The organism is Mesoterricola silvestris (genome assembly GCF_030295405.1).
In the GTDB taxonomy this organism is placed as follows: Bacteria; Acidobacteriota; Holophagae; order Holophagales; family Holophagaceae; genus Mesoterricola; species Mesoterricola silvestris.
Genome location: NZ_AP027080.1, coordinates 4,411,370 through 4,436,608, shown reverse-complemented (window position 1 = coordinate 4,436,608; position 25,239 = coordinate 4,411,370). Strand labels below are relative to the sequence as shown.

General features: G+C 63.0%; 23 protein-coding genes and 2 tRNA genes. 11 read left to right on the top strand and 14 right to left on the bottom strand.

Annotation, left to right across the window (positions count from 1 at the left end; translation table 11 throughout):
* Nucleotides 1–160 precede the first annotated feature (160 nt).
* From asd to R2J76_RS19010, 5 genes are read left to right on the top strand one after another with little or no spacing between them, the layout of a single operon-like run.
* The gene (gene asd / locus R2J76_RS19030) at nucleotides 161–1,018 is read left to right on the top strand and encodes an archaetidylserine decarboxylase (protein ID WP_316413238.1); all 858 of its coding nucleotides are present in this window, start codon (nucleotides 161–163) and stop codon (nucleotides 1,016–1,018) included.
* Complete coding sequence (gene scpB, locus R2J76_RS19025) at nucleotides 1,015–1,677, top strand: SMC-Scp complex subunit ScpB (RefSeq protein ID WP_316413237.1); 663 nt, start codon at nucleotides 1,015–1,017, stop codon at nucleotides 1,675–1,677. The genes asd and scpB overlap by 4 nt, the downstream gene beginning before the upstream one ends.
* Nucleotides 1,670–2,518: a tRNA1(Val) (adenine(37)-N6)-methyltransferase gene (locus R2J76_RS19020; RefSeq protein WP_316413236.1), complete on the top strand. Its 849-nt coding sequence runs from the start codon at nucleotides 1,670–1,672 to the stop codon at nucleotides 2,516–2,518. Before scpB ends, R2J76_RS19020 begins: the two co-directional genes overlap by 8 nt.
* Nucleotides 2,519–2,576: 58 nt before the next feature.
* Entirely contained in the window at nucleotides 2,577–3,347 is a 771-nt protein-coding gene (locus R2J76_RS19015) for a motility protein A (protein ID WP_316413235.1), read from the top strand.
* Nucleotides 3,340–4,005 carry an OmpA/MotB family protein gene (locus tag R2J76_RS19010; protein WP_316413234.1) on the top strand — a complete coding sequence of 222 codons (666 nt, stop codon included), beginning with the start codon at nucleotides 3,340–3,342 and terminating at the stop codon, nucleotides 4,003–4,005. The genes R2J76_RS19015 and R2J76_RS19010 overlap by 8 nt, the downstream gene beginning before the upstream one ends.
* Before the next feature lie 284 nt (nucleotides 4,006–4,289).
* On the opposite strand, the gene R2J76_RS19005 is transcribed toward R2J76_RS19010, so the two are convergent.
* The 3 genes from R2J76_RS19005 to ybeY form a co-directional block, all read right to left on the bottom strand.
* Entirely contained in the window at nucleotides 4,290–5,021 is a 732-nt protein-coding gene (locus R2J76_RS19005; protein ID WP_316413233.1) for a YebC/PmpR family DNA-binding transcriptional regulator, read from the bottom strand.
* Nucleotides 5,022–5,045: 24 nt separating this feature from the next.
* Nucleotides 5,046–5,765 carry a hypothetical protein gene (locus R2J76_RS19000; RefSeq protein ID WP_316413232.1) on the bottom strand — a complete coding sequence of 240 codons (720 nt, stop codon included), beginning with the start codon at nucleotides 5,763–5,765 and terminating at the stop codon, nucleotides 5,046–5,048.
* Nucleotides 5,766–5,843: 78 nt separating this feature from the next.
* A complete protein-coding gene (ybeY, locus tag R2J76_RS18995) occupies nucleotides 5,844–6,575 on the bottom strand; it encodes an rRNA maturation RNase YbeY (RefSeq protein WP_316413231.1) in 732 nt (243 codons plus the stop codon).
* A 238-nt stretch (nucleotides 6,576–6,813) separates the two neighbouring features.
* Here ybeY and R2J76_RS18990 point away from each other — a divergent pair, with 238 nt between their 5' ends.
* A complete protein-coding gene (locus R2J76_RS18990) occupies nucleotides 6,814–7,383 on the top strand; it encodes a 16S rRNA (guanine(527)-N(7))-methyltransferase RsmG (RefSeq protein ID WP_316413230.1) in 570 nt (189 codons plus the stop codon).
* A gap of 3 nt (nucleotides 7,384–7,386) precedes the next feature.
* On the opposite strand, the gene R2J76_RS18985 is transcribed toward R2J76_RS18990, so the two are convergent.
* Both R2J76_RS18985 and R2J76_RS18980 read right to left on the bottom strand, forming a co-directional pair.
* Complete coding sequence (locus R2J76_RS18985; RefSeq protein WP_316413229.1) at nucleotides 7,387–8,484, bottom strand: LysM peptidoglycan-binding domain-containing protein; 1,098 nt, start codon at nucleotides 8,482–8,484, stop codon at nucleotides 7,387–7,389.
* 192 nt (nucleotides 8,485–8,676) lie between these two features.
* Nucleotides 8,677–9,396, bottom strand: a complete 720-nt coding sequence (locus R2J76_RS18980; protein ID WP_316413228.1) for a Smr/MutS family protein — start codon at nucleotides 9,394–9,396, stop codon at nucleotides 8,677–8,679.
* A gap of 161 nt (nucleotides 9,397–9,557) precedes the next feature.
* On the opposite strand from R2J76_RS18980, the gene R2J76_RS18975 reads away from it, so the two are divergent.
* Complete coding sequence (locus R2J76_RS18975; protein WP_316413227.1) at nucleotides 9,558–10,178, top strand: outer membrane beta-barrel protein; 621 nt, start codon at nucleotides 9,558–9,560, stop codon at nucleotides 10,176–10,178.
* Between the two features lie 430 nt (nucleotides 10,179–10,608).
* Here the strand turns inward: R2J76_RS18975 and R2J76_RS18970 are convergent, their stop codons facing one another.
* From R2J76_RS18970 to R2J76_RS18945, 6 genes are read right to left on the bottom strand one after another with little or no spacing between them, the layout of a single operon-like run.
* A complete protein-coding gene (locus R2J76_RS18970; protein WP_316413226.1) occupies nucleotides 10,609–11,493 on the bottom strand; it encodes a hypothetical protein in 885 nt (294 codons plus the stop codon).
* Complete coding sequence (locus tag R2J76_RS18965) at nucleotides 11,493–12,587, bottom strand: hypothetical protein (RefSeq protein ID WP_316413225.1); 1,095 nt, start codon at nucleotides 12,585–12,587, stop codon at nucleotides 11,493–11,495. The genes R2J76_RS18970 and R2J76_RS18965 overlap by 1 nt, the downstream gene beginning before the upstream one ends.
* Nucleotides 12,588–12,612: 25 nt before the next feature.
* The gene (locus tag R2J76_RS18960; protein WP_316413223.1) at nucleotides 12,613–13,122 is read right to left on the bottom strand and encodes a hypothetical protein; all 510 of its coding nucleotides are present in this window, start codon (nucleotides 13,120–13,122) and stop codon (nucleotides 12,613–12,615) included.
* Nucleotides 13,123–13,125: 3 nt separating this feature from the next.
* Nucleotides 13,126–13,686: a hypothetical protein gene (locus R2J76_RS18955; RefSeq protein WP_316413222.1), complete on the bottom strand. Its 561-nt coding sequence runs from the start codon at nucleotides 13,684–13,686 to the stop codon at nucleotides 13,126–13,128.
* Nucleotides 13,687–13,690: 4 nt separating this feature from the next.
* A complete protein-coding gene (pyrF, locus tag R2J76_RS18950) occupies nucleotides 13,691–14,410 on the bottom strand; it encodes an orotidine-5'-phosphate decarboxylase (RefSeq protein WP_316413221.1) in 720 nt (239 codons plus the stop codon).
* Between the two features lie 48 nt (nucleotides 14,411–14,458).
* Nucleotides 14,459–16,405, bottom strand: coding sequence for a M1 family metallopeptidase (locus R2J76_RS18945; RefSeq protein ID WP_316413220.1), 1,947 nt, complete (start codon nucleotides 16,403–16,405; stop codon nucleotides 14,459–14,461).
* An 80-nt stretch (nucleotides 16,406–16,485) separates the two neighbouring features.
* Here R2J76_RS18945 and R2J76_RS18940 point away from each other — a divergent pair.
* The 3 genes from R2J76_RS18940 (at nucleotide 16,486) to R2J76_RS18930 (ending at nucleotide 20,979) form a co-directional block, all read left to right on the top strand.
* Nucleotides 16,486–16,562, top strand: a tRNA-Met gene (locus tag R2J76_RS18940).
* Nucleotides 16,563–17,331: 769 nt separating this feature from the next.
* A complete protein-coding gene (locus R2J76_RS18935; protein ID WP_316413219.1) occupies nucleotides 17,332–18,873 on the top strand; it encodes a bifunctional DNA primase/polymerase in 1,542 nt (513 codons plus the stop codon).
* 288 nt (nucleotides 18,874–19,161) lie between these two features.
* Nucleotides 19,162–20,979 (top strand): hypothetical protein, encoded by a 1,818-nt coding sequence (locus tag R2J76_RS18930; RefSeq protein ID WP_316413218.1) that lies wholly within the window; start codon nucleotides 19,162–19,164, stop codon nucleotides 20,977–20,979.
* Between the two features lie 7 nt (nucleotides 20,980–20,986).
* Here the strand turns inward: R2J76_RS18930 and R2J76_RS18925 are convergent, their stop codons facing one another.
* From R2J76_RS18925 to R2J76_RS18915, 3 genes are all read right to left on the bottom strand, one after another.
* On the bottom strand, nucleotides 20,987–22,111 hold the full coding sequence (locus R2J76_RS18925) for a DUF4238 domain-containing protein (RefSeq protein WP_316413217.1): 1,125 nt from the start codon (nucleotides 22,109–22,111) through the stop codon (nucleotides 20,987–20,989).
* A 141-nt stretch (nucleotides 22,112–22,252) separates the two neighbouring features.
* Complete coding sequence (locus R2J76_RS18920; RefSeq protein ID WP_316413216.1) at nucleotides 22,253–23,470, bottom strand: HEPN domain-containing protein; 1,218 nt, start codon at nucleotides 23,468–23,470, stop codon at nucleotides 22,253–22,255.
* A gap of 169 nt (nucleotides 23,471–23,639) precedes the next feature.
* Nucleotides 23,640–24,677: a tyrosine-type recombinase/integrase gene (locus tag R2J76_RS18915; RefSeq protein WP_316413215.1), complete on the bottom strand. Its 1,038-nt coding sequence runs from the start codon at nucleotides 24,675–24,677 to the stop codon at nucleotides 23,640–23,642.
* 148 nt (nucleotides 24,678–24,825) lie between these two features.
* Between R2J76_RS18915 and R2J76_RS18910 the strand changes: the two genes are divergently transcribed.
* Nucleotides 24,826–24,902: transfer RNA gene (locus R2J76_RS18910), tRNA-Met, on the top strand.
* Nucleotides 24,903–25,239 lie beyond the last annotated feature (337 nt).

Genomic DNA, 25,239 nt, shown 5'->3' with positions numbered 1-25,239 from the left:
CCCGAAATGTGACCTCTATCAATAAAAAAAGATCGAATTTAACATGACTAAACATGTAGGTTATTTTGTACCCATGTGGAAATCGAGCCCGCGTCCCAGGTCCCGCAGGGCCGCCGCCCTCCTCCTGGGCTCCGTCCTCGGCGTGATAACTTGGATGACCATGAGTTCCTGGCCCCTTTCCCTTTCCCTCCTGCGCGTCTACCCCAAGAAGCTCGGCTCCGCCGCGGCGGGGTGGGCCGCGGCCCGCACCCTTCCCGGGGGCCTGCGCCAGGCCGTCCTGGGGCGCTTCGTGAAGGCCTACGGCCTGGACATGTCCGAGGCCGAACACCCCCTTTCCGGCTACCCGAGCCTCCAGGCCCTCTTCACCCGGCGCCTCAAGCCGGGCCTGCGGCCCCAGGCGGAGGAGGCGCCGGGTTGCGTGAACAGCCCCGTGGACGGGGTCCTCATCGCCTCGGGCCGCATCCAGGCCGGCCAGGCCATCCAGGCCAAGGGGCTGCCCTACCGCATTTCCGAACTGCTGAAGCACGACCCTTCGGCAGCCCGCTTTGAGGGGGGCTTCTACCTCACCCTCTACCTGTCGCCCAAGGACTACCACCGCATCCACGTGCCCATCCGCGGCCTGGTCACGGCCGTGGGGCGCGTGGAGGGCGAACTCTGGCCCGTGAACGGGGCCAGCACCGGCCACGTGCCCCGCCTCTACGAGCGCAACCGCCGGGCCACCTGGGTGGCCCTGGGGACGGGCCCCGACGAGGGCCTGGAAGTGGCCGCGGTGGCGGTGGGGGCCACCCACGTGGGGGGCGTGGTCATCGACGAGCGGTGGCTTTCGGGCCGGACCCTGCCCCGGGACGGGTCCCTGGGCGTGGACCTCCTGCCCTGCGCCCCCGGGGACGACCTGGGCACCTTCCGGTTCGGGAGCACGGTGGTGCTGCTCGTGGGCGGCCCCGGGGCGGCCCGGTGGGAGCCGGAAGCCGCGGGGGGTCCCGTGCGCGTGGGCCAGCGCCTGGGGCGGTTCCGGTGACCGACGACACGGAGATCTTCCAGGAGTCCGAGCCCCTGTGGGAGGCCGGCGGGGATCTGCCCGGAGCCCTGGAGGCGGTGCTGGTGGCCAGCGGCGAGGTGCTGGACATGGCGCGCCTGCGCGAGCTCACGGGGCTGGGGGAAGGCACCCTCCGCCTGGGCCTGGAGAAGCTGGCCGAACGGCTCCAGCCGCCCCGGGGCCTGCGGCTCCTGGAGGTGGGCGGCGGCTGGCGCATGGCGGCGGCGCCGGAGTACCAGGCCATGATCAGCCGCCTGGTGACCATCACCCGCAGCGGCAAGCTCACCCCCGCCCAGATCGAGACCCTGGCCATCATCGCCTACCGCCAGCCGGTGACCATCCCCGAGATCAACGAGCTGCGCGGCGTCACCAGCTGCTCCACCCAGGTGAAGAGCCTGGCCGAGCGCGAGCTCATCACCCCCGCCGGCCGCAAGGCGGTGGTGGGCCGTCCCATGATGTGGGCCACGACCATGAAGTTCCTGGTGCACTTCGGACTGCGCGGCCTCAACGACCTGCCCCGCCTGGGCGACTTCGGCGAGGCGAACCTGGAGGCCCTGGCCCTGGCGCGCCTGGAGCCGCCCCTGCCCGAGGGCGGCCTTTTCGACGGCGTGGAGGATGAACCGGGGGAGAGCGATGACTGACGACGTGTACAAGGGCTGGACCCGCCCCGGCCCGCGGCCTCCCGGCGGCCTGGAACCGGAGGAAGGGGAGACCCTCGACTTCATCACCGGGCACTACCGGCTCTTCCAGTACAAGCGCGGCCACCGTTTCTCCACCGACGATATCCTGACGGCCTGGTACGGCACCACCTGGTGCCCGAGGCCGGCCCGGGTGGCGGATCTGGGCTCGGGCATCGGCAGCGTGGCCACCTGCGTGGCCTGGCGCTGCCCCGGAGCCCGGATCCACACCGTGGAGGCCCAGGCCATCTCGGCGCGCCTCGCCCGCAAGAGCGTGGCCTACAACGGCCTCCAGGACCGCTACACGATCCACGAGGGGGACCTGCGGGATCCGGATCTCTTCCCGGACGAGGCGCCCTTCGATCTGGTCACGGGATCCCCGCCCTACTGGCCCGTGGGCTCCAAGGCCGAGGCCGCCCATCCCCAGGCCATTCCGGCGAGGCTGGAAGTGCGGGGGGACATCGGCGACTACGCCCGGGCCGCGGCCCGCATCCTGGCCCCGGGGGGGATCTTCGCGTGCGTGTTCCCCTCCGACCAGGTGGAGCGGGCCGCCAGGGCCTACCGGGACGCGGACCTGCTGCTCATGCACCGGCAGGACGTGGTGTTCAAGGAGGGGGAGCCGTACGGCATCGCCCTCTTCGCCGGGTGCCGGAAAGGCGACCTGCCGGAAGGCTTCGGGGAGGCCGCGGCCTTCCCCCGGGTGGCGCCCCCCCTCACCATCCGCCGGCGCGACGGCAGCGTGGATCCTTCCATCGCCATGGTCCGCCTGGCCATGGGATTCCCCCCGGGGCTGGCCCTGGGGTGAACCGGTACGGTTTTTCCTTGGTAACCTCTAGCTGTCATCCATCCCTCCGAGGCGCCCCATGGACCGTGGAACCCTGATAGGCCTGCTGCTGGGCCTTGGCCTGCTGGTGCTGGCCATCTCCCTGGGGCCCAATCCCCGGTACTTCATCCACCCCCAGAGCATGGTCGTGGTGGTGGGGGGCGTCATCGCCTCCACCCTCATCCGGTTCCCCCTGGGCGCGGTGCGGGGCGCCTTCGGCGTGGCCACCCAGGCCTTCTTCACCCACCCCGCCGCGCACCAGGAGATCGTCAACGAGCTGGTGGGCCTCTCCCAGCGGGCCCGCCGCGAGAGCATCCTGGGCCTGGAGAAGCACCTGCCCGCCGATCCCTTCATGCAGGCCGGCATCCGCATGGTGGTGGACCGGGTGGACCGGGAGCACATCAACGACGTGCTCAGCCAGGAGATCTTCGCCACCCAGGAGCGCCACTCCCTGGGGCAGGAGATCTTCCGCTTCATCGCCACCGCCGCCCCCAGCTTCGGCATGGTGGGCACCCTCATCGGCATGGTGCACCTCTTCGCGAGCCTCAAGGACCCCAGCGGCATCGGCCTGGGCATGGCCCTCTCCCTCCTGTCCACGCTCTACGGCGCCGTCATCGCGTACCTCTTCGCCCTGCCCATCTCCGGCAAGCTGGAACTGCGGAGCCGGGAGGAGGCCCAGCGCAAGCGGCTCATGCTGGAGGGGATCCTGGGCATCGCCGACGAGATGAATCCCGGCCAGCTGGAAGAGCAGCTCAACGCCTCCCTGGCGCCGCGCTTCAAGACCCGCAGGGCCGGAGCCCCCCGTGGCTAAGATCCTGAGCCGGTCCCAGCGCCGGAAGGACGACTACGAGGGCCTGTGGTTCATCACCTTCGCGGACCTCATGGTGCAGCTCATGGCCTTTTTCGCCGTGATCTACTCCTTCACCTCCCAGGACCAGCGCAAGGTGCAGGAGGTGCTCCTGGCCCTCCAGCACGAACTGGGCGCCAAGGGCACCGGGGTCCTGCCCGGCCACACCGGCATCGCCCCCGAGCGCGCCGCGGACCTGGAGAAGCTCCTCAACGACCTCAAGCCCGTCGACGGCCCGGACCACGGCGTGCGTATGCAGGTGGTGCGCTTCCGGGGCGGCCTCCTCTTCGGCGAAGCCAGCAGCGCCTTCGATCCCACCTTCGAGCCCATGATGAAGCGCATCTCCGAGATCGCCCTCCAGTACCCCGGCTACACCCTCGTGTGCGAAGGCCACAGCGCCCAGGACGAGCAGGGCCGGCCCAAGGGCCAGGACGCCCTGGAACTCAGCTCCCAGCGCGCCCTCACCGCCGTGCGCCACCTGGCCGCCCTGGGCATGGACCCCGCGACCCTGGCCGCCGAAGCCCACGGCGACTCCCAGCTGGAAGGCAACCCCGACACCCCCGAGGGCCGGGCCCTCCAGCGACGAGTCAAATTCCGCTTCCAGAAGCCCCTCGAACGCTGACGAAGGTCCGTGTCCCGGACCTTCGCGCCAAACCCTACGCGCCGACGCTGATCAGTTTCGGCGCCAAGCGGCTTCGACCCGCCTCACGCGAAGCGAATCCATCAACTCATTGGAAGACACCCACCTCGCATGGGCCCCCCAGGGGAGCCTTCCTGCTCCGGTCTCCCAGCCCCCCAACGAAGCGAATGGGCGTAGCACAGCCCACCCACCCCCTCCGCAAGCCCCGTCATCGCCGGCTTGCCGGCGATGACGACCCTGGCCGAAAGTCCGGGACCCGTACGATCCTATTCTTCGGGTTCGTCGTAGTCCGCGTTGGTCCAGACGTTCTGGACGTCGTCGTTGTCCTCGAGGAGGTCGATGAGCTTGAGGAAGCTCTTGAGCTTGTCGTTGTTCATGTCCACGCGCACGGCGGAGGTGCGGATGATCTTGGCTTCCAGCACGGGGAGCTTGGCGGCGTCCACGGCGTCCTTCACGGCCTGGTAGGCGGCGGGGTCGGTGCTGATGATCCAGGCCCCCTCCTCGCCCTGCACGTCGTCGGCGCCGGCCTCCAGGGCCACCTCCATGACGGTGTCCTCGGCCACTTCCCCGTCCACCACGATCTCGCCCTGCTTGGTGAACATGTAGGAGACGGAATTGGCCGCGCCCAGTTCGTTGCCGAACTTGGAGAAGTAGCTGCGGATCTCGGGGGTCGTGCGGTTCTTGTTGTCGGTGAGGGCCTCCACGATGATGGCGACGCCGCCGGGGCCGTAGCCCTCGTAGAGCACCTCTTCGTAGGTGACCCCTTCCAGTTCGCCGGTGCCCTTCTTGATGGCCCGTTCCCAGTTGTCCTTGGGCATGTTGCTGCCCTTGGCGGTGTCCACGGCCAGGCGCAGCCGGGGGTTGGAGCCCACATCCCCGCCTCCCAGGCGGGCCGCCACCGTGATCTCCTTGAGGATGCGGGTGAAGACCTTGCCCCGCTTGGCGTCAGCGGCGCCTTTCTTGTGCTTGATCGTGGACCATTTGCTGTGGCCGGACATGGGAAACTCCGTAAAAGGGTAAGGTCAGCCTCTGATCGAACGCTTGGAAATCCGGGCGAAGGGAGGGGGTTCCTGCCGGATGATGGGCCGCTCGAGCATGAATTGGTACCACTGTTCGCCGTAGACTTTCATCTTCATGGGTTTGTTGTTCTGGAGGCAGGTGCGCTGGGCGGCGAGACGCTCGTCTCCCTGGCAGATCGCCAGGCCCTTGTTGACCACCTCGATGGCCTTGTCCCGCTCCTTCATTTCATTCAGCACCCAGGCATACACCGCGTAGAGCAGGCTCTCCTTCTTGCCGGCCTTGAGGGCCAGGGTGAAAGTCTCCTTGGCCTGCTTCTTGTCGCCGCGCTTCCACTGGAGGATCCCCAGCATGGCCTTGGCGATGTAGTGCTGGTAGCTGGCGGTGCGCAGGAGGGGTTCGGCCTCCTCGTTCTTCTTGCGGACGTACTGCACGACCCCGATCTGGCCGTCGATGGAGCCCTTGACCATGAACTGCCAGCGGGAGAGGGCGTAGCCCTCCTTCATGACCTCGATGGCGGGGTCGAACTGCTGCTTCTTCATGAGTTCGCCGGCGCGGTTGAAGATGGTCTCCAACTGGTTCTGCACCTGGCGCGAGCGCCAGATGAACAGCGCGATGCCCGCGGCCAGGCCCAGGGGGATTCCGATCCACAACGTCACTTTGAGCGGCAGGAGGATCAGGACCACGCCGATGGCGACGCCAAGGCCCATTAGGAGATTCAGCACAGGGACTCCAGTCCAAGGCCGCAAAACGGCCGAACGTCTATCTTACAAGGGATCCGCCGCCTCTTCCAGGCTCGGTTTTCAGCCCAGCACGCCGGACCGGAGGGGGGGCCGCTTGCGCCGCACCACCCGCTTGGGGGCCGGCGCGGCCTCCACCACTTTGCGGGGCCGGCCCGGGGCCCGCTTGGGCTTCTCGACGGCCTTGCGGGGGGCCTTTTCGGCCTTCTTGGCGGGCTTGGCCTTCTTGGCGGCTTCCTTGCGCACCAGCGCATGGGCCGCGCGGCCGGTCACCACCACCCGGCTGCCGTCCTTGAGCCGCTTGACCTTGCTGCCCGGCTTGCGCCCGCGCTTCACGGCCATGGGCAGGGGCTCGGCCTCCAGGAACTCCCGCTCCAGCTCGGCCTGCAGGGCCAGCATCTCCCCGTTGTCGGCCTCGTGGTCGTGGCCGCACAGGTGAAGGAAGCCGTGGATGATCAGGGTCTCCACTTCCCGCCGGCGGCTGACGCCCAGCTTCTTGGCCATCTTCTCGGCCATGGGCAGGCTCACGACCAGGTCGCCCAGGTGCTGGAAGGCGCCTTTTTCCGGATTTGCCGGGAAGCTGAGGACATCGGTCGTCTGATTGATGTCGCGGTGCTCCCTATTGAGCTTGCGCATCGCCCGATCATCCAGGTACGAGATGGAAATGCCCTGGGCCTTCGGGGCGAGGCGGTCCCGGAGTTTCTGCAGCAGTTCCCCCAGGGAACGGTCACCAGGGCCTCTCAGCTTGCTGCGGCTGGACCAATCGATCTTAAAAGGGTTCTGTGCGGCAGTCATATGGTCCTCGCTCAAAGAGAGTCTGCAAGTTCTGTCTAGTATTTGTGCCTCCAATACGCTTGTCAATACCATCACTGAAATTGACAATTTTCCTTGAATAATTGGGGAACCTAATCCTTCAAATAGGCACCTAATGTCTGGTTGCAGCCCTTGGGTTTTCCAGGTCCTCCCATGCCTAAGTTTTGGAAATACGGCAAAATCCTATTCAGGTGTCGGGCGGGAGGAGTATTTTGAAGAAATGGAACCGATACTCCCCGATTGGATGAAGGAACCCGTCACTCGATACCTGGAACTCCTGGACCGATGGAGTCGCACCCACGCGCTGACATCACTGGAGATGGAAGAAAGGTACGAGGAATTGATCCTGGATTCCGCCGTGCTCCTGCCCTTCCTCGGGGCCCTGGGGCCGGGGTGCAAGGTCGCGGACTTCGGCACGGGCATGGGCATCCCCGCCCTGGTGCTGGCCCTGGCCCGGCCCGACCTGACCGTCTTCGCCCTGGACAAGTCGAAGAAGAAGATCGCGTTCGTGAAGCAGGCCGCCCTGGAACTGGGCCTGGCGAACCTCCGGCCCCTGGCGGGGCGGGCCGAGGAACTCCCGCCGCTCCGGGCGGATCTGGGGGTGGCCAAGGCGGTGGGCACCCTGGATCTGCTCCTGGGCTGGTGGGACCGCCACGGCGCGCCGGGGGCGCCTTTCCTGGCCCTCAAGGGCGGGCCGGAGGAGGCGCCGGCGGGGTACGCCCTGGCTGCCCACGGCTACCGCCTGCCGACCCGGGGCCGGCGGACGGTGCTGGAACTGCGCAGGACCTAGGAGCTAGCGGGTGACGATGTCGCCCACGAAGATCTCCTCCTTGCTCCGGAGGATGCGGCAGGTGGCCGTGGCCGCCTCGGTGCGGACCACCATCAACTGGCCCAGGAAGTAGTTGGTGGAAGGCTGGGCGGCGTCCTTGACCGGGTCGCCGGTGATGGTCGCGCTGTCGATGGGGCGGCGCCGGGCGGTGACGAGGATATCGCCCACCTTGAAGCCCTGGTTGGTGCCCTGATCGATGATCACCATGTCCCCGGCGGCGGCCACGGGGCGGTCCTCGCGCAGGAAGATGATCTTGGCCAGGGGTTCCTGGAGGGGCACGGGGCTGCCGACGTCCTTCCTCAGGTTGGCGACGATGTTGGCGGGCTCGGTGAAGGGCACCGCGTAGGCGCCTTCGTAGATCCCGTCCAGGGCGTGCTCGATGACGGCCACGGAGGAATCGGGGTAGAGGGTCACCACGCGCACGACGCCCTGCTGCTGGAGCACGTCGCCGATCTTCGTGCGGTGCGTGGTGTCGTCCGGGTGGAAGAAGCCCTTCTTGAGCACCTTGGTGACCACGAGCCGGTCCCCGGCCTTGAGGCCCTGGTTGGTGCCGCCGTTGAAGTACACCATGTCGCCGTCGGAGAGGATGCCGCGGGTGCGGTCCTGGTGGCCGTGGATGAGGAATCCGCCGGACTTCTTGAAGTAGTCGTCGGCGCCTTTGGGGGTGATGAAGGGGAGCTGGATGAAGTCCTGGAAGGAGAACCCGTACTCGTCCAGGGTCGGCTTGGGCCGGCTGCGCAGGTCGGGCCTCAGGGTGGAGACCTCGTAGGGAGCCGCGTCGCCTTCCTTGCCCGGGGCCACCGCGGAGCGGGAGGCGTCCACGATGAGCGGATCGCCGGGGTAGATCCAGTGCGGATCCTTGACCCACTTGTTGAGTTCCCAGATCTGGGGCCAGGAGAAGGGGTTGCCCAGGTACGTGTTGCCCAGGTCCCAGAGGGTGTCGCCCTTCTGGACGATGTGCACCTTGAACCCGGCCGGGGGCGTGATCTCCTTGGGGTAGTCCCAGCGGGAGGAATGGGCGGCGACCTTGATGGGTTCGGCGGTGGTCTTGCTGGACTGCATCGCAGCGGGCTCCTGGGCGGACAGACCCATGGCCAGGCAAGAGACGACCGCAAACGCATGGAGCCTAGTCCGCTTATGCATCAGGTTCTCCCGGGAAGGTTGGTTGGGATTATAGGACATGGGATCGGTTGGTGCCTTTAATATTATGCACCGCCTTCAGTCCCCATGGGAAAACGGGGAATGAAAAAACCGTCAGTTGGCTTCGGATGAGGTTCCGGCGCTGCGGAAATAGATGATCCAGGCCTGGCTCCCGCCCATGGGAATGGGGGCCTGGGCGTAGCGCGCGATGCGGGCCGAACCTCCCACCTGGTCCAGGAACATGCTCCGCAGGTCCTCCGCGGGGCCCAGGATGACGTGGAGGGTGCGCCAGCCCAGGGCGTGGCCGTCGAGGATGCGCTCCTTGAGGCGCTCCTGGGCGTCGTTGCGGCCGTGGCCCTTGAGGTCCAGGGTCCCGTCCACGTCGATGGCCATGCCGGCGGCCAGATTGATCTGCACGGGAAGGAGGGACTGGGGCTCGGAGGGCGGCGGTTCGGGGGCGGGGGGCTCGGGCGGCTTCGGGGCCGGGGGCGGGGGTTCCGGCCTGGGCTCGGGCCGGGGCTCGACGCGGGGCGCGGCCTTGGGTGCCAGGACCGAGGCGGGCATGGCGACCATCCCCTTGAGTTCGCCCATGGCGGCGGCGAAATCCTGGGCCGGTTCGGGAGGGGGGGGCGGCGCCGCCGGGGCCGGAGCGGCGGGGGCGGCGGGGCAGGCCGCGGGCCTGGGGCGCTTGCCCATGGCGCTGAGGAAGACCGCGTCCTCCTCCTCCATGGGCTTGAATTCGGTGGGCTTGGGCTTGGGGGGCGGCGCCTTCGGGGGCGCCGGGTCCTCCGCCAGGGATTTCTTCAGCTTTTCCAGATCCTTCTTCCAGACCATGACCGACTCCATTTTCCATAGGTTAGCCCCCTCCGTTGCAGAGTTGCCACACCTGAAGCAAAATGCCCCAGGTATTCGGCGGAAGGGCCCCGGCCGGCATGGGGGTGCATGGGAAATTCAACCTGGCACGGAAATGGATGATCTATCAACCGGAGGCACACATGAAAACCTGGATCCTCGCCGCAACGACCCTCGCCCTCACCGTGGGCGCCCCCCTCGCCGCCCAGGAACCCCATTTCGGTCTCGGGGTGACCGTGGGCGTGCCCACCGGCGCCCTCAACAGCACGACCTACGCCGGCGGCGCCACGGAGTCCTACGATTCGACCCTGGGCCTGCAGTTCACCGCGAGCTTCCCCGTGGACCGGTCCCTGGCGTGGCGCCTGAATCTTTCGGGCCAGACCTTCTCGGGCCATGTGGACGAACCCGGGCAGTTCCGGGTGAACACCCAGGACGCCATGTTCAGCATCGGCGCGGACGCCCAGATCTTCGTGGGCGGGGGCAACGCCCAGCGCCACATCGGCACCTACCTCATCGGCGGCCTCGCCCTGGACCTGGAGCGCTTCTCCTCCAGCTACGACGACCCCAGCTACTACCCCGACACCGTCACCAACAAGAGCCGCATGGGCCTGAACGTGGGAATCGGCCACAGCATGCGCTACATCGGCCGGTGGCGCTGGAACTTCGAGGCCACCTACCACAAGACCCTCAGCTCCCACGACACCGGCGCGGGCGATCCCCCTGCGGCCGACTTCATCCGCCTCGGCGCCGGCGTCGTGTTCTAGCCCTGGGGCCCGGATGCTTTCGGGGGCGTGTCCCGGACAGTCGCCCCGGATCGTTGCCGAGGGCCCGGGGCCGGGCCCTCGGCAACGGAAAGCTCTTCGCTCATCCATGGGCCTGTGTTGTCACCCATTGGCCCCGACCCACCTCTTGGGAGTGCTTCGCGCCTTCGTGGAGGACGTTGATTGGCGCCGAGGCTGATTAGTTGCGGCGGCTGCCGGCAGCGGGATGGATTTCGCGAAGCGGATCCATCAGAGCATTGGAGACGCCTCTCGCCTGGGGCCTTCGGGAAGGGCGCGGGGTTCGAGGTTCCCATGCGCTCAACGAAGCGAATGTGCGCAGCCCAGACCTTGCGTCCCTTCCGTCATCCCCGTCCTCGCCGGCTTGTCCGGCGAGGACGAACCGGGGCGAAGGTCTGGGACACGGAGGGTCAGTCTAGGCCGCGGCCCGGGTCCGGCCTTTGTGCTTCTTCCGGGGCGCGGACTTGGCCTTGGCCTTGGGGGCCGGGGGTTCCTCGTCCTTGCCCATGAGGCCGTTCACCAGGCGCCGGCAGTCGCCGCTTTCGGGGTCCAGGTGCTGGAGGCGGCGCGCATAGGCGAGGCGTTCGGGCATGGGGTTGGCGTCGTCGCCCTTGACCTGGTCCAGTTTTTCGGCGACGTAGGCCTGCACGGAGCCCTTGCGGGCGATGTCGGCCTTCTCCTTGGCGAGGAAGCCCTGCCATTCCGCGAGGGAGGCGGCGTACACCTCCTGCTCCTTGCGCAGCTGCCCGGCGAGGGAATCGATCTCCTTGAGGGAGCGCTCGCTGGAGGCAATGGCGTTGCGGAACTCGTCCAGCTGGGCCCGGATCTGGGTGCGGGTCTTGATCTGGTCCGAGGTGAGCCCGCCCAGGTTGTCCAGGTCCGCCAGGCGCTGGTCCAGCTTGGCGGCCTCCCCGCGCCAGGTCTTGAGGTTCTCCTCGTGCTGCTGGCGGATGCGCCCGAAGGTCCCCTCCGCGGCCGTCACGTTGTCCGCTGCGGTGCGGGCGGCCTTCTGGAGGTGGCCCACGGCGTCCTCCCACGCCCCTTCCAGGACGCAGGAGCGCGCCGCGAGGCTCATGACCGCCACCATGGCGTGCATGGCGTTGTAGTCGGAGGGGTTCACCGCGGGGCCGTCCTGGGCGAGGACGGCCTCCGTGGCCTTGCGCACGGGGGCCGAAACCCCCTTGGCCAGGTTCTCCTCCCAGGCCGCGCGGTTGTCCCTGAACTTCTCCGGCAGGTTCTGGCCGAGGAGGGGGAGGGACAGGGCAAACAGGGAAGGGAGGAGCGCCGGGACCAGGGACATCACTTGGCCTTCTTGCCCTTGGCGGGGGCCTTCTTTTCGGCGGGGAAGGGATCCTGGTCCGCGCGGACGCGGTCGATGATCTCGTTCACCTTGCTTTCATTGGCCGTGCCGGCGACGTTGTGGCGCAGCCGGAAAAGGAAGTTCAGCTTGTCCAGCTTGGTGGTCCGGCTCTCGTAGTTGGCCTTGGTCTTCATGACGTTCTGGAAGTAGGTGAGGCGCTTCTCGTCGTACTTGGGGCCGCTGGTCTCCTTGACCACCTTGCCCTTGACCTTGACCGCGGCGACGCCCTTGGCGATCTCCTCGGACTCGTCCTTGAGGCTCTTCTGGAAGGACTCGATCTTGGGGGTGCAGGAATCGTACTCGGCCTTGGTGGCGTCGATGCTTTCCTGGATGGCCTTGATGGCCTTGGGGCCGTTGACGAGGTTGGTCTGCCACTGCTTGAGGGCGGCCAGGTCCTGCTGGTCCTGGGGGGTGAGGGCCTTGGCCTCCAGTTCCTGGAAGCGCGGGAGGTTGGCCTTCAGGTACTTGGCCGCCTCGTTCTTCTCGGCGGGATTCTTGGGGTTGTTGTAGACGCGGTCCTTGGCCACGAAGGCCTGGTACTCGGCCTCCTCGGCGGCGTTCCGGCCGGGCTTGGCCTTGATGGCGGCGATGCGGTCCGCGCCGTCGGCGATGCCCTTGTTGGCCTGCTCAATGGCCTGGGTCCAGGTGGCCTGCAGGGGGCTCAGGGCTTCCTTGGTGCTCTCGTAATTGACCTTGGCGCAGGCCTGGGCCTTGAGGAGCAGGTCCAGGGTCTTCTCCCACTCCCCGGCCATGGCGGCGGCCTTGACGTTGAGGAGGTAGAGGCGGGTGAGGCCGCTGAAGGAGAGGGAGGCCTGCATGGCAGCCGCCGGGCCGCTCTTGTCGAAGGCGGGCAGGGACGCCGGCAGAAGGGCCTCGGCCTTCTGGAGCGCTTCCACCGGATGGAAGTCCTTGAGCAGGTTCTCCACGGCGGGGGACTGCTCCTTGAGGACCTTGTTGTAGTCGGTGGCGGCGGGAGACTGCGCCACCAGGGCGGCGGGGACCATGGCCAGGGTCAGGTACGGGTGGAATCGCATCGGGGGCTCCAATCAAGGGAAGAAATCAGGGTACCCGAATTGGTGGTTCGGCATCGACCCCGAGGTAGTTCCATGTGGTATTTATGGAAGTTATGAGCCGGTGTTTGGGCCGCAGAAGCCCGGACCGGATATCGATGGAAATGGGGAGAAGGTAGTAGCGGGGCGGCCCGGAGGGGGGGGTCACCTTCATGGCCACCAGGTCCCAGGTCCCGCGGGGGATGTAGTCCTGCACCCACCGGCGGCGGGCGATGGGGATGTGGAGGAGGGGCAGGGGGGCCTCGCCCGCGGGGGTGAGGGCCACGTCCGCGAAGGCCCCCTGGCCCGACCAGGCCGCCCCGGGCCACCGCTTCCGGGGGCCGGCCCAGGCCTGGAGGCGGGAGCCCGCGGGGGCCTCCCGCACGGTGAGCGCCAGCTGCAGGGAGGCCAGGTCGGTGCGCACCGGACGCTCCCAAAGGACCAGGGCCCCCGCGCTCAGGGCCAGGAGCGCCGACCAGAGGGCGTAGTACCAGCGTCGGCGGCGGTGGATGGGGTCCATGGGCTAGTCCTTGAAGGTCAGGTTGGGGCTCATTTCCAGGATGACGAGGATCAGCCGCTCCAGTTCGTCCACCATGAGCAGCTTCAGGGTGGTGCGGGCGTTGGCCGCCGCCAGGTCCGAGGGGGGCTCCGAAGGGGGCAGGCCCCCCTTGAGCAGGAAGAAGACGCGGCCCTTTTCCATGCGGGAGACGTACTTCCAGGGAAGGTGCCCCGCCCCCAGCCGGCGCGCCAATTGCCTGGGAAGCCCCTGGTGCTCCACCGTGACGCCCATCTCGTCCACCAGGACGTGGGTGCCCTCGATGAGCACGAGCCCCAGGGTCGAGAAGAGCAGCAGGAGCCCCCCCAGGAGGCACAGCAGCACCGAGATGATCAGCACCATCCAGATGCGGACGGTGGGTTCGCCCACCGCCAGGGCCTGGTGGAGGATGGTGGCGAGGCCCTGCACGGCGTCCACCAGCATGCTCATGGCCCGCAGCCCCACGAGCCAGGAGCCCGCGCAGAGCAGCACGGCCAGGGCGCGCTGGGCGGAGCTGGGTCGGAAGACCAGGGGCGAGGTGGTGGACATGGGTCTAGGCGCCGGCCATTTCCAGGAGGATCCCCTGGGCCGCCGCGGCGGGGTCCGGGGCCTGGGTGATGGGCCGGCCCACCACGAGCCAGGTGGCGCCCTCCCGCAGGGCCTGGGCGGGGGTGACCACCCGGGCCTGGTCCTGGGTGGCGACGCCCCCGGGGCGGATGCCCGGGGTCAGGCGGTGGAAAGGGGCCCCGCAGGCGTCGCGCACCGAGGCGGCCTCGTGGGCCGAGCACACCACGCCGTCGCAGCCGCAGGCCTTGGCCAGGCGCGCCAGGTGCAGGGCCAGGTCGCCGGGTTCCGCGGTGGATCCCAGGCGCGCCAGGGCCTCCCGGTCCAGGCTCGTGAGCACCGTGACGCCCAGGAGCTGCGTCCTGCCGCCGCGCTGGCGGTGGGCCTTCACGGCCTGGGCCGCGGCCTCGATCATGGCCGGGCCCCCCTGGGTGTGGATGGTCACCAGGGAGGGATTCATGGGCAGCAGGGCCTCCATGGCCCGGTGGACGGTGTTGGGGATGTCGTGGAGCTTGAGGTCCAGGAACACCGGGCCGGCCTTCTGCACCTCCCGCACGAAGGCCGGGCCCTCGGCGCAGAACAGCTCGAGGCCCACCTTGAACATGCCCGCCCTGCCCGAAAGGGTCCGGGCCAGGGCCAGCGCCTCCGCCCCGGTGGGCACGTCCAGGGCCACCACGAGCCGGTCGATGATGGATTGGGCTACGGTCATGCACTCACCCCCGCTAGGAGCATTCTGTCAGATCCAGCGGCGTCCGCGTCACCCGATCCCGGCCCCCTGCAGCAGCCCCGTGAGGGCGCCCATGACCATCTGGGACCAGTAGTGGAAGCCCCGGCGCAGGGGCTTGGCCAGGTAGCTGGCGTGGAGCCGGTCCTTGAGCATGGGGTAGTTGCCGTCCGGGTCCAGCACGGCGGCGGTGACCGGGCTGTCGAATTCGAAGGTGGTCCACCGGTCCTGGCCGTCCCAGGTGAGGCGCCGCTCGGAGCGGTCCTCCAGGCGCACCCACAGGGTGATGGGGGCGCGGATGCCGCCCCGGCGCACCAGGGTGATGAGCCCCCGCCTTCCGGGCGCCGCGGGCTGGGGCGCGGCGAAGGCGGCCCCCTTGGGGGAATCCATCCAGCCGCCCTCCATGACCTCCCGCACCTCGACCTTGGCGATGGCCATGTCCAGCACGTCGGTGCCGTCAAGCCAGTCCTTCCAGAAGGCCGAGAGATCCCGCCCCGTGACGCGTTCGGCCACGCGCCGGAAGTCCCGGCCCTTGGGGTGGCGGAAGGCGAATTCCCGGGCGTAGGTCTGCATCACCAGCTCCATCTGGGGCCGGCCGATCATGGCCTCCAGCTGGGCCAGCATCATGGCGGGCTTGGCATAGGCGGCCACCACGTACGACCGGAAGTCCCTCGTCTGGAAGCTGGGCCAGGAGATGGGGTCCACGGACGGGGCGAGCCAGTACGTGAGATGCTCCACGGCGTCGGTGCCCACCTGGAAGCGCCGGCTGCTGAAGAGGCTCTGGTAGCCGCGCTCCAGGGCCCTCTGGGTGAACCAGCTGGTGAACCCTTCGTCCAGCCAGGCCTCCTCCACCTCGTTGGAAGCCAGCATGCCGTAGAACCACTGGTGGCCGATCTCGTGCACGGTGACCGCCTCCGGCTCGCCCCGCAGGGCGAAGGGGTCGAAGCGCGTGGAGGAGGCCGTCACCAGGGTGGGATACTCCATGCCGTCCGCGCCATGGGCTTCCGCGGGCACGTCCACCACGCTGAGCACCGGGTAGGGGTAGGGCAGGAACCACTCCGCCCCGTGGCGCAGGGCCACCCGCGCGGCGAACATCTGCCGCTCGAGGTTGCTCTTGTTCTCGGGCTGGTAGTAGCAGAGCACCTGGACGCCGCGGTACTCGAAGCTCTTGAAGCTCCAGCTGCGGGAGGGCATCACGGCCCAGGCGAAGTCGTGCACGTCCTCGGCGTGGAGCTTCCAGATGACGTTGAGCTTGCGCTTGGGGTCCGGGGTGACGTCCTCCTGGGTCTTGAAATTGGTCTGCGCGCCCACGTGGGCCAGCAGGAGCGCGTTGGGCAGGGACAGTTCCACGTCGTAGGTGCCGAAGTCCGCGTAGAACTCCGTGCGGGCGTGGTAGGCATGGCAGATCCACCGGTCCCCCTCGTACACCCCGGCCTTGGGGAACCACTGGGCCCCCATGAGGAAATTGCCCTGCCCGTCCCCGCTCCACCCCGTGCGGGCCAGGACCCTGGGGAACCGGCTCTCCCAGGCCACCTCCAGGCGGATCGTCTCCCCCGGAGCCACCGCGCGCCCCAGGCGCACCCAGTAGACCGTCTCGTCCTCCCCGAAGTGCCCGTCCAGGCTCCGCCCGTCCATGGAAACCGATAGCAGCCGGCAGTACCCGTAGCTCCGGGGATCCCGCGCGTCGAAGCGCCGGAATTCCCGTTCCCCCGCCGCCTCCTTGGCGAAGATCGTCTGCGGCCCCTTGAAGGCGTTCAGGTACAGGTGCAGCGGAAACTCCGCCGTGGCCGCCGTGCCCGTATTGCGCCAGGAGATCGTCTCCCGCCCCTCCAGGGCCTTCCCCGGCCAGTCCAGCGCCGCCTCGATGCGGTAATTGGCGATCCGGGGCGACTTGGGCTTGTCGAACCAATGCCCCGGATCGAAGGCCCCCAGGCTCCAGCACCCCAACGCCAATAAGACCATTTTCACCAGTCGCTGCATGTCTTCCCTCGGATCGGCCTTGAGATTAGCGCAATCCGCCTTTGCATTGTTCCCCTGCCGTGCTAAGCTTATCTTTCCGGCGCGGGGTGGAGCAGTCCGGTAGCTCGTTGGGCTCATAACCCAAAGGTCGCAGGTTCAAATCCTGCCCCCGCTACCAATCGCTGGTTTGAACAAAGCCTTGAACTTCAAAGAGTTCGAGGCTTTTTCGCATACCTGGGAAAGATCCTCCCGCCTCTGCGGGGTGAACCTAAAGTGTAAGGGAATCCCGGGGTCACTGCACAACCAATGCACAAGTGGGATGCCTGGAAACCGGCTCCAATACTGGGTTCCTGGTCGGCGGGTGCACCGTGACCACGCGAGAAGGATCCGGGACGATACCTAGGGAACCGCCAAGGGCTCCCATCAGGCTGTTTTCCGTCAGAGGAGCCAGGGTGAAGACCCGGACGATGCCACGCCAATAGCCAGGGAGGGGTTTTCCTGGGAACGCCGTTGGATCGAAAGAAAGGCACGGGTGGTCAAACTAGGAACCGGATGCTGGGTGGACAGGGTCACGGTGACCAGCGCCTGGGACAGGTCCTGCCCAGGGTATGGGGTGCAGTGGATGAGTCCTGGAAAGTGGGGTACCAGCGCCAGGGCGTTTTAAGGGACCCAACGGGACGGTGGCTGACGCTCTGAGCCGGGTGGACGGAAATGGCTCTGGCTGCCACAAGGGCGCTGGCAAGAGTTCCCGGAGCCATGACACCCCATCGGCTCCTCGAGTCCGTGGTGGACCGGGCTGGAGAGGCAAAAACCTTAGTCTGGTAGACTAAGATGTTTGGTTGCATATTAAGTGTTGAAATAACAAGGCTAAGGCTTGGTTTGGGTACTGTCCCCGCGTAGGTAGTGACGCCCCTTTGGTGGGCGCCCTGCTGAAGGGTATCGAAGCCATGACCACGCCGATCCAGCCATCCTCTCCCCAGCCACTCAGTCCTCAAGGACGACTTGCAAGGCGAACTTATTTCCAGAGCCTTCTCTCCATGGGGTTCACGCTCCTGAAGCTGCACAAGGTCGATGACCACGGTGAATGCACCTGCGGTCCGTGGTCAGGCACTCGATTGAAGAACGAGTCAATGCGGAGGCAGTATCGGCGGGATGGGATCGTCCAGCCTTGTGGGAACGCTGGCAAGCACCCCATACGGTCAGCCAAGTCCTCGGTGGTGAAGACGGTCGAAGAGGTGGAGCAACACCTGGAAGAGGGCGGCTCCATCGGTCTCTGTATCCGTATTGACGGGCTGCCCACCGCGCCCATTCCACTGATCGTCTGGGACTGCGATCGTCCAGGCTCGTATGAGTGGCTGCAAAAGCGAGGCATCGTCAGCGACCTTGAGGTATGGGGAAAGCGCGGTCAGCACATCTACGGGGTGCTGGCTGAAGGGGTACCTGCTCTCCGCTCAGATACGTACAGCCTGAACCCAGGGAAGAACCAACCGACGAGCGAGGAGCGCCCCGGCATCGATATCAAGGTTTCCGGCTTGGTCGTAACCCCGTACAGCCCGAACAAGCGGCTCTGGTTCAAAGGCGAAGACATTTCAGAGTCGCCTACACAAGTGGAAGCGATCTTTGGATCTCTGGATTCTCTCATGGAAAACCTCCCAAGGTTCGATCCAAGGGAGCAGGTACCGGGAATGCGCCCCTTTGAGGAGCCAGAAGAGGAAAGCACCGATAGCCAAGAAGGTGTGACCGACTTTCCCGAGGAGAATCGCAGGAAGAAAAGAACTCTGCGGGTGCCTTCAGCCCACCGCCCATCACCTGAGGAAGTCGAAGGCGTCCTGAAAGGCAGCCCCTACCATCAGAGGAAGCGGCTTGCCGGGAACTTCTTGAGGAGAACGATTGCCATCGAGACTCGCCATGATGCCAATACCTTTCGGGTCGTTTGCACCCTTCTCAAGCATTACTTCTTGTCGGAAGTGGATGCGGTGAGCCTTCTCCTCAAGCTGTATGAGCCCCGTCATGTTGATGCCGATGGCGTACGAAAGCCCCTGGAGGAGCAGGATCTGAATCGGTTGGTGATCCGGGTATCAGAGGGATCCTACAGCGATCCGATTCCACCCATTGAAGACCCTGAGGAGTTGGCAGCCATTCGGAACCTTCTGGCGCTGAACCGGAAGAAGCGGGATGCCCGTTCAAACAGGCGAAAGCAATTGCGGACAAAGCAAGCAGAGCAAGAGGACTTTTCCGCCATAGGCAGGTTCCTGGCGGAAGTTGGCGGCTCTCCGGATGAGACAGGGAAAAGGGTCTCCTCCGCTCAGCTGTTCCAGGAGTGCAATGCCTGGCTCAAGGTTCACTACTTTGGAACGACAGTTACCAAGAAGAGGTTTGGTGATGCCTTGACCGCCCTGGGTTACCAGAGAAAGCGCGTTCGGGTTGGAGCAGGGATGGTTCAGATGGTGCTTGGTATCCCGTTTGAGCCTTGGATGAACGTGGGGTGATCACGATGGCTACCCCCCTAATAAACTGGGCGGTTGATGTGCGGGTGGGGATGGTGGGGATACTTGCCATAGGTGGGACATACTGCTCCTCGAAGCCATTTGAGCCCTGGTGTTAGGATTCTCTGAAACCCATCCACGGTGAGCCCTGTGTCTTCGATTGGCACCAAATTCCTTGCGACCATTGCTGCAGCCGCCCTGGGTTCAGCATCCCTCTTTGCTCAAAGCCCTGTGGCTGGCGCGGGACTTGGTTCCTCCCATCCAATTCCGGAAGGGTGGAGTCTCTATCCCATGCCATCCAAGAAGAGTGAGGATTGGATCCACGCGAATCATTCCTCCCGGGAGTGGCAAGTACAGGCTGTCGATGGGAAGGTTGTCATCACCAGGATCCCCGAGGAGCCTCAGAAAACTCCCACGCGCAAAGATGATCTGCCGTTCAAAATCAAGCCTCGCAAAATATGGGGCTTCAGCATGGTTATGCCAGCCCCGCCTCCACCTCCCGATGCCTCCCCGGAAGAGAGAGCGAAGATAGAGGAAGCCACAAACAAAATGAAGCCGACCTACCACCGGACCTATTCCCAAAGGTTCATTGGACGCCGCGTGGTTGCAAAGGCGCCTGATGGTTGGATCGTTGGTTTTGATGCGGGTGAGTGGGGAGGTGGGCTCTACTGGTTCAGTTCTGATGGCAAGAAACACTATCAGATCGCGCTCCCTCGCCCTGTAGGGTGGTTGGATGCCGAAAACGTCCGGGACATTCTCCCTGACGGAGGCTCGTTCCTGGTCGCCCAAGGATTGGCGCATATGTCCTTGGATCGGGGCAAGGTCATCAGGGTGTCTAGGGAAGCAAAGGGGAAATGGAAGGCTGAACTGGTCGCTGACTTGGGGAGTGCGCCTTGTCTCTGCCTCAAGGATGGGGATGACAGCTGGATCATTTTCACGATGGAGGCAATGCTCCGCCTCCGTCGAAAGGGTCCAATGGAGACCCTGGGACAATTTGAGTTCGCGGGATGGCTTTACCCCAATTCCATAGCCCGGGCAGGGGACGGGGCAATCTACGTAGGGATGAGGCACTTTGTCGCAAGGGTTCTGCCTGACGGGGATCGGTATGAGGTGGAGTTGCTTGTCCCCAATGACCTACCTCTCTTTGACCCCGAAACCCTCCGAGTTGATGCGGAGTTTCCACATCCGGACTTTGACGACTGGAAGCCCTGGAAGGCAAAAATGGAATGGGCAGTGGAGGAGGACGGATTCTCCTATCTCAGGAACATTCTTTGGAAGGATGGAGCGAACCAGGTTTGGCAAGTCCGATGGGAGCAAGAACGAGTGAAGGTCATTGCGCCTGACGGGACTTCCAAGGAAGCCCTTGCCCCGTTCATCACTTCCCAGGCTCACTACGTGGACAAGGACCAGATCCTCCACCGGCAATCCTCCGGATGGGAATGTCACGGCATCCTGGTTGGAACGGGAAGGAACGGGATCCCGCTGAACTACTTCCTTGTCGTCGTGGTGGATCCCCAGAGCCGTTCCTGGGAACTCCTGTATGGACGTACGACCTGGGATGGCTGCCCCGATCTGGTGATCAAGCCAGGATCAGTCACCGTTGAATGGCAAGACGATGTGCCGAAGCGGGAACTGAGGATGGAGAGCAAGTGGACGGTTTCTCGGAAGGAGGGCGGAGTCACCTTGCAGAAGGACACGCCGATGTATCGGCTACAACATGGGTACCCAGCTTGGTTCATGTTCACGGCTGATGATGCATCCCCGAATCCGGATGAAGCGGAGCATCTTGGATTGCTCTCTGTGTGCTGGGATATTTGGAAAACGGATATGCAGGGTGGCATCGCCCGGTCCAACAAGGCAGCGATTCCCAAAGATCCTGGTAACCAGGTGTGGAGAAAGGGGAGCGGTCCTGATACTTGGTTTCCTGAACCAGGAGAAGTTCGGTTCCGTTGGGAGAAGGAAGTAGAAGTCCGGCGGTTGGGTATGCCACTCCGGACTGTAAGCCCTGAGGAAGCGTCCAAAATGGCAAGGGACGGTTCTTGGCGCTTATTCCTCACCCGTGACCATGACGGTCAATTTTTGGGAGATAAAATTATTGAAGTTAATTAAAATGGATTTAGATTTGGCTTTTTTGTTTCTTCATTAGTGAATGAAAATGCTCTTCCATGCGTTTCATTTCATCGCTGGCGGCTTTCCACTCTTCTAAAGTTTTTGGGCGACGACCAAATTCATCTTGAAAATACTCAGAGCCGTCCTTCATCTTTGCGAACATTTGCCCTCCGCTCATTGCAACCCTTGATTCTGGTGGCATAAGAAATGTCCCAAGCTTGTTCCACATGGTTGTCTTGAGTTCTGATTCAGGAAATAAATCACTCTCTTCTTGCCCTGCTATATATCTAAATGCTCTATTTTTTATAATATAGTTTACCTCTAATATTTGTTCATCCGTTAGGGAGCGCGATCGCTCAATGTCATGATACGAGACGAGTGGATTGTCGAAATAGCGATGGTTGGTTCTCGGTTGTCTTGCAATATAGGGACCCGGTTTTTGGCAGCGTCCCCATTCCAAGTGGGTTAAGACAAACAGGTGATCCTGGTCGAGAGGCACAATCGTCTGGGTGCCTTGCCATTCAAGCAGGGGATCACTCCCGTTAACCAGCTTCCTGTCGCCAGGGAAGATTAGCCGATTAAAAAGAGTCACCGGGTGGTCTGAAAAGATAAATTTTTTAGTAGAACTGCCGGTGGAGAAAATCTCCCTGACGCCCTCCATCCACATTACACAATGCATCCTGCGAACTCTTTGCATCCACACCATTAGGCTCTGTTGGGAGTTAGCGCCCGGGAATTGTCTAATAAATTGAAGCCCCTTGGGTGTTCTGAGACGAAGTGCGTCTAGAAACTCAAAAAGTTGGGGGTAGGATTCATGCATGCCATCCCAATCTTCATTCAATAAGTCATCAAATGCCTTGCGACCATTTGTATCAATTGCGCCAAAGAGCATCCTCTCGATTACATCGTCCTCTTTCCCGAGGATTCTTATTGTGTAGAGATCGGGTTCCCAAAACCAAGCGTCAGGACCCTTGTCTAATATTGCTCGACTATGTCCCCGGATTCTGCCGGAAGCGTCTTTGAAGGATTCGGGGGCTAAATCTAAAATCTTAAATGCGGTCTTGTCTGGGGCAAGAAAGCGCCTTTGGTACCATTCTGGAATGTAATGATGCCTATGGCTTTGTTGAGGCATTTGCATTCTCCTTTCTATTATCCTCTATGCGGTGGAGGCGAATGACGATGCATCCTTCTGCAGTCCTGTCAGGGTGTCAACGGGATTGGCTTCCATGCGTCCAAGGCAATTATCCGAAAATGGTCATTCCTGCTGCGATTTTCACGAGATAAAGCGAATTGCCTTGCCGATGATCCTCCTTTTTCTGAGGAGTTGCTTCTTGTTGTGTCCCATGTCCAAAAATGAGTTTGCTTCTGCAAGACTATTGAAAAACTTCACATTTCGGATATGAAACCAGACCAAGGATTTAAAATATTCCTGTAATTGGTAGCAGTAACTTTTTGTGTTTTCGCTCTGGTCGCCAGCATGAACGGATTTGTTCCTAAATTCTCTAAGATGCTCCAGTATTTGCTCGTGGTACTTGTGGTCTTTGTAGAGAAAGGCGCAACGTGCAATAAGCGAGTCGTAATGAGCTGAACCATTTGAGGTGATGGATTCGGTGGCGCTCCAGAGGCGCAGAAATGCGGTGCTTTGGTCCCGCTCGTCCAGGGCTCGAACGTATCTGATAAGGGTATCTATTATAATTTCACTATACTTACATTTTTTAATAGCGGAAATAGCTTCTTTTGTTTTCTTCCAGGCTATCTCAGTGTTGTCAAATTTGAAAATACTGGCTGGTGTAAAATTTGGCTCATACCACACAGATTCAATTGCCGAGTGCCCTTTTGAATTATGGATGGTATGGATGCTTCCCAGACGAATTTTATTTATGGGTTGCCATTGGTCTCCTATGATTTCCATATAACTATTTCCGAGTAGAGACCATATTGATCTTACTAGATCTAGGCTTTTTAGCGCCTTGGTCATTGCTATCTGAGGAGACTTAGCCCTGACTTTAATCAGTAATTTTGTATATCCATATGGCGAGCGTGGCACTGGAATATTGTTACGTTTGATTAGCAGTTCTCTTTCCGAGTATTTGTGGGGATAATCCGTATCCACTTTCTCAATAGTGCATCCTTCAATTCTCAGCTTTGTCGGAGTGCTTTCATAAGCAATTGAGATATCTGTAAGAATGTGAAACTCTTGCTCCTCGGTGGCTAACTCCGCCACAAGGGCTTTGTTTATGCTTTTAATAAAAGTATCTGGGGTGATTTCGCCATCGATTCCTGTAATAGCCTTCCAAATTAGTAGGGATTTTGGGATGCCGTCCGTTGCCGCTGGAAATTCGAGCATCGAATCGAGGGCAGGTAATGCTTCTTGAAGTGGAAAAATAGAAAAGGACACTCTGCCGTCTCCAGAGGATAATTTGGAGGCATTAACTCTCTCCAAGATGATTGACGGCTTCAGTTTCTGATTTTTTTTCCAGGATATCGCCATCAGAAATCCTTTTGGCAGGACCATCCCCTGGGGCAGCCAGGCGCAATGCTCGTGAAATTTGATAGGAAATCATAACACTCAGAATATCCAGGGGCTGAATTTGCTTCTGGTTCCGCTCTATGACGCTATTGGATTGTCAAAGACCCAGGTTGGGCGTTTTGACCGGGGCTTATGCCAACCCCAATTTCCGACAGAGGGCGTCCTGTGATCGGCGTTTGGCGTCTAAGGAGGTCTCGACGTAAATCAATGTGGTGGCTATGTCCTTGTGTCCGAGCATTCCCTGAATTTCTGAAATGGGTGTACCGGCTTCGGCGTGAAGTGAGGCGAAAGTCGCCCTCAATCGGTGCTGGGTGACGTTCCCTAGACCAAGTTCCTTGCACACACGCTGCAATGCCTTTTTGCAGAACTGGGGGTGGTGGTGCTTTCCGTCCTCGCCAGGGAAGACCCATTCACTACGCTGTTTTGGCATGGCAAAGATGGCATTCCAGAGCCAGTCAGGAACTGGAATCACCCGCGCTTCCTTCCCCTTCGCCTTGCCCACGGTGTAAGTCCGCTGGTCGGGAGAAAACCATTCCCACCGCATCCCCAGGGCTTCGGATTCCCGGATTCCAAGCCCCAGCATAGTTTTGAGCATTACTGCTACATGTGGGGAATGGGCGTGAGAATCAACCGCCGCAAGGAATTCTGGGATCCGTGAGGCAGGGACTGTGGGGCGGGGCTTCTTCTGAAGCCGCAAAGGCTTTACCTCGAATGGCAATTGATCAAGGTCGCCCACCCGGATTGTAAAGCGGATCAGCGCACGGAGGAGTTCCAGGGTGTTGTTGGCGTACCTTCCAGATCGACCAGCCTCCAACAACTGAGACCGCACTTGCATCACCGCGTCTGCCTTGATGTGATCCACTCGCACGCATCCGAGGCTTGGTTTGAGCCATCGACGGTAACGGCACTCAGCCGATACAAGATGCTTCTGGCTAAAGGTAGTCTGGTTCGCCTTCCACCAGGATTCCCATACCTGGTTCAGCGTTGGCGGGATCTTCTTTTGCAGGTTGAGTTGACCATGCAGGAGGTCCCTCCTCTTCTCCTCCATGACCTTCCTGGCTGTTGCCAGGTCGGTAGCCTTGGTGGATCCGTGCGCCCTTTGACCGTTGACTTGGATGGAATAGTGCCAGAAGGGTCCCACCTTCTTCAGACCGGGGATGTTTGCCATGCCTTCCCTCCAGGGGATAGGCAGAGGCGGGGCGGAACTCCAGGATCCAGGTTGGCTGCACATCTACTGCACAAGTGCTGTGGATGGCTGTTTCAGGGGATGGATGCCCCTCTGTCAAATGCGCTAATAATGGGCACTTACATTCCGGCGCGGGGTGGAGCAGTCCGGTAGCTCGTTGGGCTCATAACCCAAAGGTCGCATGTTCAAATCCTGCCCCCGCTACCAATCGAAACGGTCGACTAAAGTCGGCCGTTTTGCTTATGTGCCCGAGAATCACCGCGAAGCCGCGCACCGGGCGGGCCTGTCGCGAGTCCTGGTCTCCTTCTTGCCGCCCTTTGGGAGGGCCGTCCGATCGATTCCTCCGCCCTCCCGAACCGGAATCCGGCCAGATTCGAGAGGATTTTGGGCGAGATTCGGCCCCGTTTTGGCCCGAGGGTTACGATCCGGAGAGTTCTTGCCCGAATGCCTCTCGGCGGCCTCGAGAGCCAAAAGCTGGTCCTCCCATGTTTCCAACCGGGCCAACCGGAGCAGCCGCTTGTGGCTGATCCGCCGCGCCGTCCCC